This window comes from Nostoc sp. (assembly GCF_036916975.1).
GTDB lineage: Bacteria > Cyanobacteriota > Cyanobacteriia > Cyanobacteriales > Nostocaceae > Nostoc.
This window is the reverse complement of sequence record NZ_JBALFF010000069.1, coordinates 1-14,498: the sequence shown is the minus strand read 5'-3', so window position 1 is coordinate 14,498 and position 14,498 is coordinate 1. Positions and strand designations below refer to the sequence as shown.

Sequence of the window (14,498 nt, the reverse complement as noted above, 5' to 3'; positions counted from 1 at the left end):
ACGGCTTCTAGCGCCCTAATATTGTTACAGTCGATCAATTATTTTGGCATTTTCTGGCAACTTTGCGTCTCGTTGCCCAGCAGCCCGCGCCCTAGCAGTGAACAAACCAATGGGAGTATTTAATAAATCTACAAGAGTGGCTTTACCTGCGATGCCTGCTCTAGGCTGCGCCAACGCCTTTTTCATATCCCTTGGTATTTCCTTGACTAACCAACGTGCCAAACGATAGCCGCATTCTTTGAGTGTAATATCTCGCATCAAATCGACACCGTGTAGTTCGTGTAGATAGCGATTTGAGCGTCCATAGCGCCGCCATTGACTTCGCAGTTCTTGAAGTGTAGCGCGGTGGCGGTGCTTAACGATCGCATTTGGGGCAAATTCCAAACGCCCGATGTTTTGGGCTAAAATCCGCCAGCAAATATCGGCGTCGCCACCAGTGGTAAGATAGGGACGAAATAAACCCGCTTTTTCTAAGGCAATGCGTCGAATCGCTAAATTAGCGGTTTGACCATAGGGACGAAAGGAATGGTTAAGGGTATGCTTTTGCGACAAAGTTTCTTGACGCTCTGCGTGCTGTTCTAACAGAGTTGTACCTGGTAGTGCCAAAATTTCACCAGCGACAATTACCACTTCTTTGTTGACAAAAGGCTCAATTAATGCAGATAACCATTGTGGTTGTGGACGACAATCAGCATCGGTAAAAACGATAATTTCACCCGTAGCGGCGCGAATCCCAGTATTACGAGCAGCGTAAGAGCTTTGAATTTGGTTTTCGCCCAATGGGCGGATTGTAATTGGGCAATTTTCGGCAGATGTTTTGAGGATGGTGAGAGTGCGATCGCTACTATTATTGTCCACCAACAAGTACTCTACCTGGTCTTTCGGGTAAGTTTGCGACAACAAACAATTGATTAACTCTGGTAAATCCGCCTCACCGTTATAAATAGGAACAACCACCGACACCATTGGTAAAAAACTGGTGGCGGTGGTTGCATCAACTGGCTGATGATTCATAAATCTGAGATTTTAGAGATGGGATTACTAGCTAGTATTCCCAATCCAAAATCCTAGAAGGGTAATATAGCTTTTCCTACTTTTCCTAATCAAAGGAGGTACATCATAGCCCCCTCCCTGCTTGCGGGGAGGGGGTTGGGGGTGGGGTTCTTGATTTGTTAAATCTAAAATTTTAGTTTATCGGCGCGGCTCATGGGTCGATTGGGCTGATTTGCTGGCGGCTGGGCAAAGTTGTTATTTGATAAAATTGCGATCGCCCGGGCATATTGCGGATCGCTCTTAGTTCCGATTAAATCTGGATTAGAAGCCAACTGCCGCTCTTGTGCCTCTGTCAAGTCTAGCTTGATATCTGGGGCAATCCCTTTATGGTTAATATCAGTTCCTGCCGGGGTGTAGTAATGGGCTATGGTGACAGCCAAGCCTGAACCATCTGCGAGTTCATGAACTGACTGCACTAAAGCTTTACCAAAGGTTTGACCACCTACGACTACCGCCCGCTTATTATCCTTGAGTGCGCCTGTGAGGATTTCGCTAGCACTAGCTGAATTACCATCCACTAAGACCGCCAAAGGACGATTTGTTAGAGCAGTGCGATTGGCTTTAGTTTCTTCAGTGCCGCCCACACGGTCTACTGTCTTGACAATGCCGCCGTCATTATACCACATCCGGGCAATTTCAATGCTCGCCTGTAACAACCCGCCAGGATTTCCCCGCAAATCCAAGACATAAGAATCAACTTTCTTAGTGTTCAAATCGCGGATGGCTCGTTGCATTTGGTCTGCGGCGTGAGCGCTAAATTCCCGCAAACGGATATAGCCAACGCGGCGATTCCCTTCTTGTCTAAGGGTATAACGTACCGTTGGCACTTCAATACTTGCCCTTGTCAGCTTCAAATCAAAGGCACTTAGCCCCGCCCGTCCCACCTTTAGCTTGATGGGAGTACCCGCTTTGCCACGAATTAGCTTAGAAGCATCATCCACTTTCATTTTGAGAGTGGGTTTGCCATCAATTGCCAAAATTTCATCGCCTGATTTGATCCCAGCTTTCAGCGCTGGAGAATTTTCTATGGCTTCGATAACAGTGAGGCGCTGAGTTTTTTGGTTGACTTCCATCCGAATGCCAATACCAGAGACTTCCCCAGATGTTTGGCTAGTCAGGGCTTCAAACTGTTTGGGGTCCATGAATCGAGTGTAAGGATCTCCCAACTTTTGTAAAGCTTCGCGGATGGCAGTGTATGCTTCTTCCCGAGAAGAATAGTCTTTGCTCAACAGGCTTTGCCTGGTTGCTTGCCAATCTTGTTGATTAAATTTGCCATCAACATATTCATGATTCACCAGTTGCCATACTTGGTCAACTATCACTTTCGGGCTGTCTTGTAGGGCTAGAGCGGCCCGGACACCACGAGTCCAAGCGGGGCCGAAGACGGATATAGTAGCAGTAGTGGCGATCGCTCCACCAATCAAGGCTACTTGGAGCGGTGAGTAACTTTTCGCAGATTGGTTCATGTATATTAGCTGGAACAATTGTGTTATTGACAGTTTAGCAATCAGCCTTTCAAGAAACTTTTAAGTTTTTATACCCCAAACTAAGCTCTGCTCCCTTCATCATTTTTATCGTTGAATGATGCCGAAAATACTGCATTATTAACAACCATTTCTCAGTTTGTTAGTCTTCTTGGGAAGGCTATACTGAACATGTGACACTTTAATCAGTGTCATTTTTGTACTTATTCATTACTTTTATAAGATAGCACTTTGATCACTGAATTGCAGTACTGTTAGACAGCCATTAAATCAGCTTTTTTTACCTAAGTCATGAAACGTAAATTTACCATCAAATCGTTAATTTCTATTAAAAAAGTTTTTACTAATCTGTGGCAATCGTTACAAAAACTAACTAGTGGATTGTACTTTGTTTTGGGCGCTTGGCTGATTTTTACCACTATAACCTTAGTTTTTGCTTCTTCGCAGCCAGTAGATGCCTTCTTTGTGCTTGGTGGGAGTATTCGTCGAGAAACTTATGTTGCAGGGCAAGCAAAACAATACCCGCAAACCCCAATTTTAATTTCTCATGGTTCCCCAGACCCCTGTATATGGTTAATTTTTCAGGCGGAATTAGCAAGGTTACAAAACGTTTGGTTAGAAAACTGCGCGAATTCTACCTTTGAAAATTTTTATTATGGTATTCCAATTTTGCGACGTTGGGGAGTGCATAAAGTCATGTTGATTACCTCGCCAAGCCATTTACCCAGAGCCAAATGGATGGCACAGATTCTCTTGGGCGCTCATGGTATTTGGGTAGAGACAGAGATTGTTGAGGAGTTGGGTGTTCCTGGTAATAATGAATCTTGGTCAAAAACTGGATTAGATGTAACACGCAGCTTATTGTGGGCGATTTTAAGTCAAATTATTCAACCGCAATGCTCAAATGTAACAAGGCTTACCGAAGTAAATATGCAAGTTTGGGATAATCGAGGTTTTCATTGTGAACACCAAGGGGGGTTGAGAAGATAACTTACTCGTAATGCGTCCACATGCGAATTATCTTAACTACTTGCTCGGATTCGATGACCTCATATACCAACCGATGCTGTATATTTATCCTACGAGAATAAGCACCTGATAAGTCACCAACCAGCTTTTCATAAGGTGGACGATTTTGAAAAGGATTGTCTTGAAGGACTGCGAGTAATTCCTGGGCCTTTTCTTTTAAGTTACTAAAAGCTAATTTCTTCGCGTCTTGCGCTTGTTTTGTGTAAATCAACCTCCAACTTGCACCTTCGGGGTTTGGAAGTGGCTCCTCAGACGTTGGCTGATTCACCAATCCAACTCTCGATCACATTCTTGAATCGGGGTTGCTAGTCCTTCTTTTATAGATTCTCTCATTCCAGGGATAGCTAATAAGTAAAGAGTCTCCTGAATTGCAGTCCCATCTTTTTCCGCAACCAAAATTGCATTAGTGCGATCGCCCCGAATGATCACAGGTTTACCCTGTGCAACTTGGTCGATGATCTCTTGCAAATTATTTTGAGCGTCGTTGACGGGAAGCGAGGACATCGTAACTTTTTTAACTCACGATAACTTTAATTTGCTTTACTCTTCCTACAAAAAATCACTTTGTTTTTTTGCTAGCATGATAACCGTGTCATTATGTTAATTATGATAGTATCATTTAAGGATAAAGGAACCGAAGATATTTTTGATGGCAATGACTCAAAGGAAGCTCGAAAGCAATGTCCTATATACTGTTGGGAAGTTGCGCGTAGAAAATTAGATCAACTTAATGCAGCGTTATCTCTAGATGACATTAAAGTTCCACCGGGTAACAGGTTAGAAGTACTAAAAGGCGCTCGTAAAGGTCAGCATAGCATTCGGATTAATGACCAATACCGAATTTGCTTTATATGGACACTCCAGGGTGCATCAGAAGTTGAAATAGTCGATTACCATTAGGAGATAACAATAGATGAGAGTTCCAAAGTATAGACCCCCATCACATCCAGGTGAAATATTACTTAAAGATTTTCTAGACCCAATGGGAATAACGCAAAGAGAACTTGCAGATGCACTTCACGTTCCTTATCAGCGAATAAATGAGCTTGTAAATCAAAAGCGAGGTATTACACCTAGTACGGCAATAAGGTTATCAAAATTTTTTGGAAATAGTTCAGAGTTTTGGTTAAACCTCCAACAAAATTGGGAACTTTATCACGTTCTTAAGTCAGAAGAAGAGGAACTAAAAAGTATTTTGCAATTTAGAACGACGAAGTAGCGATCGCCTGGAAAATTGAGTGATACATCCAAAGTAAAATTAATGCATAAATTCCCAATTTTGCAGCATCAAAATAGCATCTTTATACAAAGACAAATCCACCTGATGAACTTCTATTCCCTGCCCGATTCCTTGTAGAAGAGTAATTGTTAATTTTCCTCCTAAGTGTTCACGAAACTCGGTAAGACCCCTAAATAGACAATCTGGATGGTCTAGTTGATCTAATTGTTCTGTTAATGCTGATACATACAAAGTAAAGCCTAATTTCTTGAGTGTAGTTAGAACCCTTTGCCACTCAGATTGTAAGAGTTGCCCTGTTAAATATGAATAGGTGCTATCTAAAGCAATACCGATCGCTACAGATTCACCATGACGTAGGCTGTAATTAGTTAAATGTTCTAGTTTGTGAGCAGCCCAGTGTCCAAAATCCAAAGGACGCGATGAACCCATTTCAAAGGGATCGCCGCTACCTGCAATATGCTCTAAGTGCAACTGAGAACAGCGATAGATCAGCCTTTCCATTATGTCCATGTCTCGATTAGCCAATTTATCGGCATTAGTCATAATGAAATCGAAGAAATCTGCATCTTTAATCAGGGCTACTTTCACCGCTTCTGCAATACCCGATCGCCAATCTCGATCGTTAAGGCTAGTAAGAAAATCAAAGTCATTCAAGACAGCATAAGGTGGCATGAATGTACCCAAAAAGTTTTTTTTGCCGAAGGCATTGATTCCGTTCTTTACCCCTACGCCCGAATCGTTTTGCCCTAATACTGTTGTCGGTACTCGTAGCAGCCGAATTCCTCGGTGAGCCGTTGTTGCTGCGTATCCTGCCATGTCTAGGACGGCTCCACCTCCAATTGCTAAGACGTAGGAGTGACGGCACAATCCAGATACATTTATCTGCTGATGAATTTGCTCTATAAATCTAGAATCGTTTTTGACTGCTTCTCCACCTGGAACTATTATCGGCTCACCAGTCAGTGTTAGTATATCTCCATAATATTGAGCATAGGCTGATAATTTTTTTAGCAACCCATCCTGATACTGTAAAAATCCTGCATCTACCACTGCTAGCACTTGTTTTGGGGCTGTCTCTCCATCTGCGGCGATCGCTTGTGCGAGTAAAGGATTATCTAACTCAAACAGACCTCTAGTAAAGTGAACATCATAGTTAAAGGTCACGCGAATACATTGGTTAATTGGTTGCAAATTAAGAGCGGTTTTTTGTTGGATAACCATTGGGTATTACTTATTAATTAAGTGTAAATAATTCGTAATTCGTAATTCGTAATTCGTAATTCGTAAATTTTGTTTTGTAATGAAGAGAAGTTTGTGGGGACGGTTTCCGTCCACAAAACTTCGGGGGATTTAACGCCAACACAAAACTTGCTTATTTTTTGAACCGGGGGACTTAAACCCACGGACAGCAGTTAAATATAAGATCAAACCTCACCCTCAATCCCTCTCCTTATTATTGTCGGGGGAAGCCGGAGGCAGGGTGAGGTTTTATATTTAATTTGACCCACTTACTTATATATAAGATTGCAATTAAATATTAAAAGATACAAAAAAAGAATTTAAAAGCTCAAATAAAAATAATTAATTATAAGAATTGAGCTAAGAACCCAATCCTAATTATGAGCTATTTATCGATGATTTAGAACTTCAAGATAACATTATTTTCCGATTTTATCGATGCCTAGACTTTATATTTATGATTGCCTCTAGATATCATTATTACATTAAATTCTAATTTTATTCCGTAAGAGAATTATCTAATTTATCTAATTTAAATAATATCTTTACAGTATCTTATTGAAAGTCGGGAGATTATTATAGATTCAATGAAGTTACGATCTCAGTAGTATATTTTCTAGCTGCTTGAATTCCAAAGTATCAAGTTTAGTGCTAGATTTTATACTTGGTTGTCATAAAAAAGTTGGGCAACTTCTCCTGAAATTCATCATGAGTAAAGTAAACAAGTTACTGCATCACTGGCTGTTAAAATCTGTTTCAGAGAAAGCTTTTGCTTGGCTGGAAGAGAAGCAGGCACAGATTGCTAGCGGCGCTGCTGAGAGAGTGTTTTTTACAGCTTTTAGTGCTGTGCCGCGTTATCTAGGTAAACAGGATTTGCAGCTAACATTCCAGGACTTGGAAGCAGCAGAGGATGTGATTCCCGGTTGGTATCCTGGTCATTGGAGTGTAGATCAAGCAGGTCGTACACTCTTGCTTCTAGCTTTGCCCGAAAATGATGCTGAGGGCTATGTGGGAGTCTCCTCTGGAGAGGCTGCGCCAACGCTTGATAAATTGTTCTCCACTGCCGATATGGGGGAGTTAGTTGTCCTTTATCAAAGTTTGCCGTTATTACCACATCCAGAGTTACATCGCCATCGTGCTGCTGAGGGAATTCGTAGCAATATGAGTAATGTATTCCAAGCGATCGCATTACGAAACCCTTATCCAGCAGATTATTTAGATAATGCTGCTTGGAATCAGATGGTGCTTAAGGCTGTGTTTGTTAATAGTCCGTTGCATCTAATTTGGGGTTTAGATCGGCGTGCTAACCCAGAATTAGCGAGGATGTTAGCAGACTATGCCCATGAACGTTGGGCAGCTAAACGCTCAGTTACGCCAGAACTTTGGCGACCGGTAGGGCGGTTTGCGGATAGCGCAATCATCACAGATTTGGAAAAAGTACTGGTTAATGGGGATATACACGAGCAAGAAGCAGCAGCCTTAGCTTGTGCTGAATCTCCTTTACCCCAAGCACAAGAATTACTTTCCCGTTACCCAGATTTACAGTCATCCATTCAAAAAGGTAATCTGACTTGGAGCAGTTTTAGCCGCGATGCCTGCGGCGGGCTAGGCCAACGCCTCTTTGTTTACAAATAAAAAAGTAGAGACGCGATTAATCGCGTCTGCACAATTAAGAATAATTTCTTCCCAATGACAAATGACAAATGACAAATGACAAATGACAAATTATTAAAACTATGATGTTTATCGATCCTCACATTCACATGTGTTCGCGTACTACTTACGATTACTTAGTAATGCGAGAATATGGCATTGTCGCCGTTATTGAACCAGCCTTTTGGTTAGGACAACCGCGAACGAATGCTGGCACATTTAAAGACTATTTCAGTAGTCTTGTGGGCTGGGAACGGTTTCGTGCTAGTCAATTTGGCATCCAACATTACTGCACAATCGGACTCAATCCGAAAGAAGCTAACAATGAGGCACTAGCAGCAGAAGTTATAGAACTGCTACCACTTTATGCTTGTAAAGAAGGTGTTGTTGCTATTGGCGAAATTGGCTACGACGATATGACAGAAGCAGAAGATAAGTACTTTTGTCAACAGTTAGCATTAGCCAAAGAACTCGATATGTTGGTGCTAATTCATACGCCTCATCGCAATAAAAAGGCGGGTGCTAGTCGGAGTATGGATCGCTGTATTGAATATGGCTTAGATCCCTCACAAGTAATTATTGACCACAACAACGAGGAAACGGTTGAGGAAGTATTAGGACGGGGCTTTTGGGCAGCTTTTACAATTTACCCACAGACGAAAATGGGTAACGCCAGAATGGTGGAAGTTGTCCGTAGATATGGACGCGATCGCATCATTGTAGATAGTAGTGCTGATTGGGGTATTAGCGATCCTTTGGCAGTTCCAAAAACGGCTCAGTTGATGTTAGATAGGGGCATTCCTGAAGAACATGTGCGAGCAGTTTGTTATGAAAACGCCTTAGCTGCTTATAGTCAAACTGGACAGATGCAAGCATCAGACTGGCTGAATCCCCAATCTGTTGATCAGCGTCAATTGTTCAGTGGTAATTCTGTGTTGCGGGGACAAGAACCAGGAATCAAATCAGTTTCAGATTTTGTGTTGATTGAGTAAAAATGGAAAGTGGAGAGTGGGGAGCATCCCAATGCTTTTCCCTCACCCCCAGCCCCTCTCCCAAAGATGTGAGAGTGGAGACATAATTCTAGTTCCCGCTTTTCCCCCAGCCCCTCTCCCATCTTTGGGAGAGGGGAGACATAATTCTAGTTCCCCGAATCCCATCTTTGGGAGAAGGGGTTAGGGGATGAGGGCTATCAAGGGAATGGCACCTGACGGGATGCTCCCGTAGGGAGTGGGGAAGAGGGATTGCATAAAATCTGAATTCATTTGTAATATGGAATTTATGTTGATAAATTATTAGGAACGGAGGCAGATAAGTGAATGTTGCAAGCTTAAATTTTCAAAGCTGGCGGGGCTATTTAGAATTGATGCGTCCTGCTAATATTGTTACTGCTTGGGCGGATATTCTTGTTGGTTTTGCTGCTTCTGGCTCTGGGATTATTTTTGCTCAATTAATCAATGGAGAGGCGAGTTTTACTGCACTAATTCCATTAGCTTGGTTGTTATTGGCTACAACTGGTTTATATGGCGGTGGGATAGTTTTTAATGATGTTTTCGATGCTCAATTAGATGCAAAAGAGCGTCCAAATAGAGCAATTCCCAGTGGGCGTGTATCTCGTGAAAATGCTACTTTATTAGGGAGTATATTGTTTGCGATCGGGATGATCGCTGCTTTTCAAGTATCGTTGTTGAGTGGTGCGATCGCTATATTTATCACTCTTTCATGTCTTTTATATAACTCACTCGCCAAACATCATCCTTTTTTTGGCCCTTTAAATATGGGTTTGTGTCGTGGCAGTAACTTATTATTAGGTGTAAGTGCTGTTCCGGCAATAGTAGGAGAACGTTGGTATTTAGCGCTGATTCCTGTTATTTACATTGCTGCTATCACCGCAATTAGTCAGGGTGAAGTTCACGGTGGTAAGAAGATTACAGGAGTACTCGCATTACTGCTGATTGCAATAGTTTTGACGGCAGTTTTAGCTTTAGGATTATTAGAAGAGTATACAGCGATCGCAGCATTACCATTTGCTATTTTATTAGCTATCAGAGTTTTGCCTAATTTTATTAAAGCTGCGCGCGAACCAGTAGCCGAAAACATCCGAAATGCCGTGAAAATAGGCGTATTATCTCTAATAGTTTTAGATGCGACTGTTGCATCTGGGTTTGCTGGTTTGTATTACGGTTTATTCGTTCTAATTTTGCTACCATTTTCGATGAAGTTAGCAAAAGTATTTGCTGTTACTTAAATTTGGATGTATACACCCAGTAATACATGAATTGGCTGTATGGGCGCATAGATGTGCGCCCATACCAATGAATATATGATATCACCGATAGCATTTGAATGATTAAAAAACCGCTCCAGACGCAGAGGAGAGGAAAGAGCAATAATTTCTATACAAAGGGATTTGATATGACAGATATTTTGTGAAATAGTATAAACCAAAGAAAATAGATTACATATACAAGGGATAAATCTAGAAAATGAAAATTACAAAAGACAGCAACTTTCATTTAACTTATTGCAGCAATATTCATCCTGGCGAAAGTTGGCTAGAGGTTTTCGCCAATTTAGAAAAATATGTTCTCAATCTCAAATCACGTTTATCACCGACAGCACCTTTTGGTATTGGTTTGAGGTTAGCAGATGCAGCTGCTAAAGAACTGTTACAAAATAATAACTTGGCTCAATTCCAAGCCTGGCTTAGTCAAGAAGATTTATACGTTTTTACCTTAAATGGATTTCCTTATGGCGGATTCCATCGACAGGTAGTGAAAGACCAAGTTTATGCGCCAGATTGGTCTACACAAGAACGAGTAGATTATACATTAAATTTGGCACAAATTTTAGCTACTCTATTACCAGAAGAACTTGATGGCGGAATTTCTACGCTACCATTATCTTATAAACCTTGGTGGCAAAAAGACCAAGCAAGTTTCGAGACAGTTCTTAAAAAAAGTTGTTTAAACATAGCGTCAGTAGTTGTAGAAATGATTCGCATCTGCGAAAAAACAGGAAAGATATTGCATATTGATTTAGAACCTGAGCCTGATGGTTTAATTGAAAATACCTCAGAAGTAATTGATTTTTATCAAAATTGGTTATTGCCAATTGGCGGTAATTATTTATCAGAAAAATTAAATATTGAGCAGAGTTTAGCAGAGATTAAATTACTAGAACACGTTCGGGTTTGCTATGATACCTGCCATTTTTCTGTTGAATATGAGGAACCGCAATCTGTATTTGGGCGTTTACAATCCGCAGGAATTAAGATTGGCAAAATTCAAATCAGCGCCGCAATTAAAGTAAAAATCCCTGCTGATGTTGAAAAACGTAGCTTGATAGTTGAACGCTTACGTCCTTTTGCTGAATCTACTTATCTTCACCAAGTAATAGAACGTCGCAGTGATGGTACACTCCATCACTATCCTGATTTAATAACTGCATTACCACATTTAGAACAATCTCTAGCCCAAGAATGGCGGACTCATTTCCATGTACCAATTTTTATTCATGATTATCAAATTTTGCAGTCTACCCAAGATGATATTGCTACTGTATTACATCTACTTCAAACAAACAATGCTTGCTCACATTTAGAAATTGAGACTTACACTTGGGATGTATTACCATCAGAAATGAAGATAGATTTACTGACTTCTATTCAAAGGGAATATGAATGGGTATTAGAATTAATTCGTAATTCGTAATTCGTAATAGAGCCTCCGGCATGCTCCGCGGTTTTCATGCCCAAAGGGCTGTACGTAATTCGTAATTAAAAAAATTAGATTTAAGCTGAGTGTTTTGGTTTAAATCTGTAGGGTTATGGTGCGTATTTATTTTTTCAAATTTATATAAGAGAGGATTAAGTTTATGCAAAAAACGGTTGTTATAAATGTGGTGGGATTAACGCCGAGTTTAATCGGAGAAAATACGCCGTTTTTATCTTCTTGGGCTGCTAAAGGCGAAGTAGTTCCAATAAAAACTGTGTTACCTGCTGTAACTTGTTCGGTTCAAGCTACTTATTTAACCGGAAAATTGCCTGATGAACATGGAATTGTCGCTAATGGTTGGTACTTCCGCGATGAATGTGAAGTGAAGTTTTGGCGACAATCTAATAAACTAGTACAGGCTCCCAAAGTTTGGGAAATAGCTAAATCTATTGATCCAAATTTCACTTGTGCCAACCTTTTTTGGTGGTACAATATGTATTCTTCAGTAGATTATGCGATTACCCCGCGCCCGATGTATCCCGCAGATGGCAGAAAATTACCTGATATTTATACACATCCTAGTGATGTGCGATCGCAAATTCAATCTGATTTAGGTAATTTCCCTCTGTTCGATTTTTGGGGTCCAAAAACTACCATTAGTTCTAGTCAATGGATTGCTAATTCAGCAAAATGGATTGAGGAACGTTACAGCCCTACATTATCACTAGTTTATCTACCACATTTAGATTACTGTCTACAAAAATTTGGTAACAATCAAAAACATATCCAAACAGATTTGCAAGAAATTGATGCTGTTTGTGGTGATCTAATTAAATATTATCAAGCACGTAATACTCAAATAATTATTCTTTCTGAGTATGGTATTACCCCAGTTTCTAAAGCAGTCGATTTGAACCGGATATTACGAGAAAATGGTTTAATTGCGGTGCGGGAAGAATTGGGGCGAGAACTGCTCGATTTTGGTGCTAGCATTGCTTTTGCTGTGGCCGATCACCAAATTGCTCATGTGTATGTGAATGATCCGGCGTACATCCCAAAAGTGCGATCGCTTTTAGAAACGACTGAAGGCGTAGCTCAGGTATTGGATGAAGAGGGTAAAAAAGCCTACCATCTTAATCATCCTAGATCAGGGGAATTAGTGGCGATCGCTAGCCCTGACGCTTGGTTTACCTATTATTATTGGCTCGATGATGCAAAAGCGCCTGATTTTGCCAAAACTGTAGATATCCACCGCAAACCGGGTTACGATCCTGTAGAACTTTTCCTCGATCCGCAAATTAAATTTCCTCAAGGAAAAATTGCTCTCAAGCTACTTAAGAAACAACTCGGTTTTCGCTACTTAATGGATGTGATTCCTCTTGATGCTTCGCTTGTACGCGGTTCTCACGGTCACATTAGCACTTCTGTTGATGAAGGTCCTCTATTTATCACCCATCAAACTCACCTAGTTGGTGAAAATCGAATTGAGGCGACAGATGTTTGCTCGTTGATTCTCAAACATTTGAATAGGGAGTAGGGAGTGGGGTTTGTTGGGTTTCGTTCCTCAACCCAACCTACTTTGAATCGGGAGCAATGCGATAAGTATCTAGTACAAAAACACACCAGAAGTAGAGATGTTGCAATGCAACGTCTCTACATGCATGAAATCTGTAAAAACTTCAATCAGTTGATTTATTAAAAACTTCTAAAATTTGTCGGCAAATCTGTTTGAGCTTATCCTGAATTTCACCAGAAGGCGAAGATGCGCCGACAACACTCCAGTTATCTACCGTAGAAAGTCGCCACGCCTCACCGCGATGATCGAATCCAGCTACCTCTACGCCGATCGCCCGGCGGGAATTATTGATCGGATCTTGATAAAATCGGATTTGAATTAAAATACTGCGACTTCGCCAAGATTTGCTGATACCAGGAAAGTGAAAGCCAATATCTATAGAATCTGGATCGACTAACTCTCTGGTTTCCGGGTCATTCTTCCAGGGTTTGAGATCGGATTTGGCATCAGGAAACTGGAATTTGAACAAATTAACCACTGTCGCAATGTTGCTGGCGAGTTCAAGGTTCGTTGCCTGTTCAGCTGCGTTCACTAAAAAATACTCCTATTTTGCGTCGGCATCTTCCGGGATGTGAAGACAGAAAAACCGCCAGAAGGCTTATAGTATTGGTGTTTCAGCTTATCAAGACCTTTGATATTTAGCAACTCTAAATCATATTTCCCTAACAATCCTGGTTACTAAGCTGATGCGCGTCTAGATTGTACATTGCAATCGTTAATACTGTCCTAAGTCAATTGGTCATCTGTCCTTTGAAATACAAATGACTAATTGACTTAGGACTAATGACAACCCTTACGAGTAAATATCCAATCTTTTATGCGTAAGAGCTTAGACAGATGCCAAAAATCGCTTCTTGTTGGGACTGGCTAACACCTTTTAAGTAATTATACTTAAAAAGCAGATGAAACTCTGCCGTTTGGAAAAAAATATCGAGATTTTCTGTAAAATCCTTGGCTGATAAGAATCCCCAGAGAGTTTACTACTGACAAATTAAAATAACGAGTATAAGATTGATTCGTTTTTAGTGGTGTAGTCAAAATGTCAAACTTCAGCCTTCAACAAATTTCCGGCGATAATGCCGTACAAGACAGCGACTCAATCACGATAGCGAAAGCGGATCTTACTCAAAATACTGGATTCATTGCCAGCGATGAAGACGATGGAGAATCTATTTTGGCAGCGTTGGTAATACAAGCCGAAGCGCTGGGACTTGACACTCTTCATAGAGACGGGACTGATGAGATAGACGCAAATTTCAATCAGCAAGTAGCAGTCAATCCACCGGTGACAACCTTTGTAACCCGCCAAGATGATGAAGGTAACAGTATTTGGTTTAAGCGTGACTCTTACACGGTTGACTTCGACTTGCCGCTTGCCTCAAGCGTAAACCCTAGCGACTATTAAAAGATTTGTTATTTTTTTATTGAACTTTCAGATAATTCTTGAGTGATTGGGCCCGACGTAGCCAGCCATGAAGAAATACTGATTGGCTACCTACTCCCCATCGGCG

General features: G+C 41.0%; 15 protein-coding genes. 9 read left to right on the top strand and 6 right to left on the bottom strand.

Features of this window, described 5'->3' with window-relative positions:
• Window positions 1-24: 24 nt before the first annotated feature.
• Both V7K73_RS16955 and ctpB read right to left on the bottom strand, forming a co-directional pair.
• The gene (locus tag V7K73_RS16955; RefSeq protein WP_334881764.1) at window positions 25-1,014 is read right to left on the bottom strand and encodes a glycosyltransferase; all 990 of its coding nucleotides are present in this window, start codon (window positions 1,012-1,014) and stop codon (window positions 25-27) included.
• 164 nt (window positions 1,015-1,178) lie between these two features.
• Window positions 1,179-2,519 (bottom strand): carboxyl-terminal processing protease CtpB, encoded by a 1,341-nt coding sequence (gene ctpB / locus V7K73_RS16950; RefSeq protein ID WP_334881763.1) that lies wholly within the window; start codon window positions 2,517-2,519, stop codon window positions 1,179-1,181.
• Window positions 2,520-2,828: 309 nt separating this feature from the next.
• On the opposite strand from ctpB, the gene V7K73_RS16945 reads away from it, so the two are divergent.
• Entirely contained in the window at window positions 2,829-3,527 is a 699-nt protein-coding gene (locus V7K73_RS16945; RefSeq protein WP_334881762.1) for a YdcF family protein, read from the top strand.
• A gap of 1 nt (window position 3,528) precedes the next feature.
• Here V7K73_RS16945 and V7K73_RS16940 read toward each other — a convergent pair whose 3' ends face one another.
• Together V7K73_RS16940 and V7K73_RS16935 are read right to left on the bottom strand one after the other, a co-directional pair.
• Entirely contained in the window at window positions 3,529-3,834 is a 306-nt protein-coding gene (locus V7K73_RS16940; protein WP_334881761.1) for a Txe/YoeB family addiction module toxin, read from the bottom strand.
• The gene (locus V7K73_RS16935) at window positions 3,831-4,070 is read right to left on the bottom strand and encodes a type II toxin-antitoxin system Phd/YefM family antitoxin (RefSeq protein WP_334881760.1); all 240 of its coding nucleotides are present in this window, start codon (window positions 4,068-4,070) and stop codon (window positions 3,831-3,833) included. Before V7K73_RS16935 ends, V7K73_RS16940 begins: the two co-directional genes overlap by 4 nt.
• Window positions 4,071-4,172: 102 nt before the next feature.
• On the opposite strand from V7K73_RS16935, the gene V7K73_RS16930 reads away from it, so the two are divergent.
• Window positions 4,173-4,466, top strand: a complete 294-nt coding sequence (locus V7K73_RS16930; protein WP_334881759.1) for a type II toxin-antitoxin system RelE/ParE family toxin — start codon at window positions 4,173-4,175, stop codon at window positions 4,464-4,466.
• Between the two features lie 13 nt (window positions 4,467-4,479).
• Window positions 4,480-4,785: a HigA family addiction module antitoxin gene (locus V7K73_RS16925; protein WP_334881758.1), complete on the top strand. Its 306-nt coding sequence runs from the start codon at window positions 4,480-4,482 to the stop codon at window positions 4,783-4,785.
• A gap of 39 nt (window positions 4,786-4,824) precedes the next feature.
• Here the strand turns inward: V7K73_RS16925 and V7K73_RS16920 are convergent, their stop codons facing one another.
• Window positions 4,825-6,027, bottom strand: coding sequence for a 3-dehydroquinate synthase (locus V7K73_RS16920; RefSeq protein ID WP_334881757.1), 1,203 nt, complete (start codon window positions 6,025-6,027; stop codon window positions 4,825-4,827).
• Window positions 6,028-6,753: 726 nt separating this feature from the next.
• Between V7K73_RS16920 and V7K73_RS16915 the strand changes: the two genes are divergently transcribed.
• From V7K73_RS16915 to V7K73_RS16895, 5 genes are all read left to right on the top strand, one after another.
• A complete protein-coding gene (locus tag V7K73_RS16915) occupies window positions 6,754-7,680 on the top strand; it encodes an EboA family metabolite traffic protein (RefSeq protein WP_334881756.1) in 927 nt (308 codons plus the stop codon).
• Between the two features lie 101 nt (window positions 7,681-7,781).
• Entirely contained in the window at window positions 7,782-8,690 is a 909-nt protein-coding gene (locus V7K73_RS16910) for a TatD family hydrolase (protein WP_334881755.1), read from the top strand.
• Window positions 8,691-9,010: 320 nt separating this feature from the next.
• Entirely contained in the window at window positions 9,011-9,943 is a 933-nt protein-coding gene (gene eboC / locus V7K73_RS16905; protein ID WP_334881754.1) for a UbiA-like protein EboC, read from the top strand.
• Window positions 9,944-10,181: 238 nt separating this feature from the next.
• Complete coding sequence (gene eboE, locus V7K73_RS16900; protein WP_334881753.1) at window positions 10,182-11,408, top strand: metabolite traffic protein EboE; 1,227 nt, start codon at window positions 10,182-10,184, stop codon at window positions 11,406-11,408.
• 163 nt (window positions 11,409-11,571) lie between these two features.
• A complete protein-coding gene (locus V7K73_RS16895) occupies window positions 11,572-12,948 on the top strand; it encodes an alkaline phosphatase family protein (RefSeq protein ID WP_334881752.1) in 1,377 nt (458 codons plus the stop codon).
• A gap of 142 nt (window positions 12,949-13,090) precedes the next feature.
• Here the strand turns inward: V7K73_RS16895 and V7K73_RS16890 are convergent, their stop codons facing one another.
• Window positions 13,091-13,519 carry a hypothetical protein gene (locus V7K73_RS16890; RefSeq protein ID WP_334881751.1) on the bottom strand — a complete coding sequence of 143 codons (429 nt, stop codon included), beginning with the start codon at window positions 13,517-13,519 and terminating at the stop codon, window positions 13,091-13,093.
• A gap of 507 nt (window positions 13,520-14,026) precedes the next feature.
• Here V7K73_RS16890 and V7K73_RS16885 point away from each other — a divergent pair.
• Window positions 14,027-14,392, top strand: coding sequence for a hypothetical protein (locus V7K73_RS16885; protein WP_334881750.1), 366 nt, complete (start codon window positions 14,027-14,029; stop codon window positions 14,390-14,392).
• Window positions 14,393-14,498: the final 106 nt, after the last annotated feature.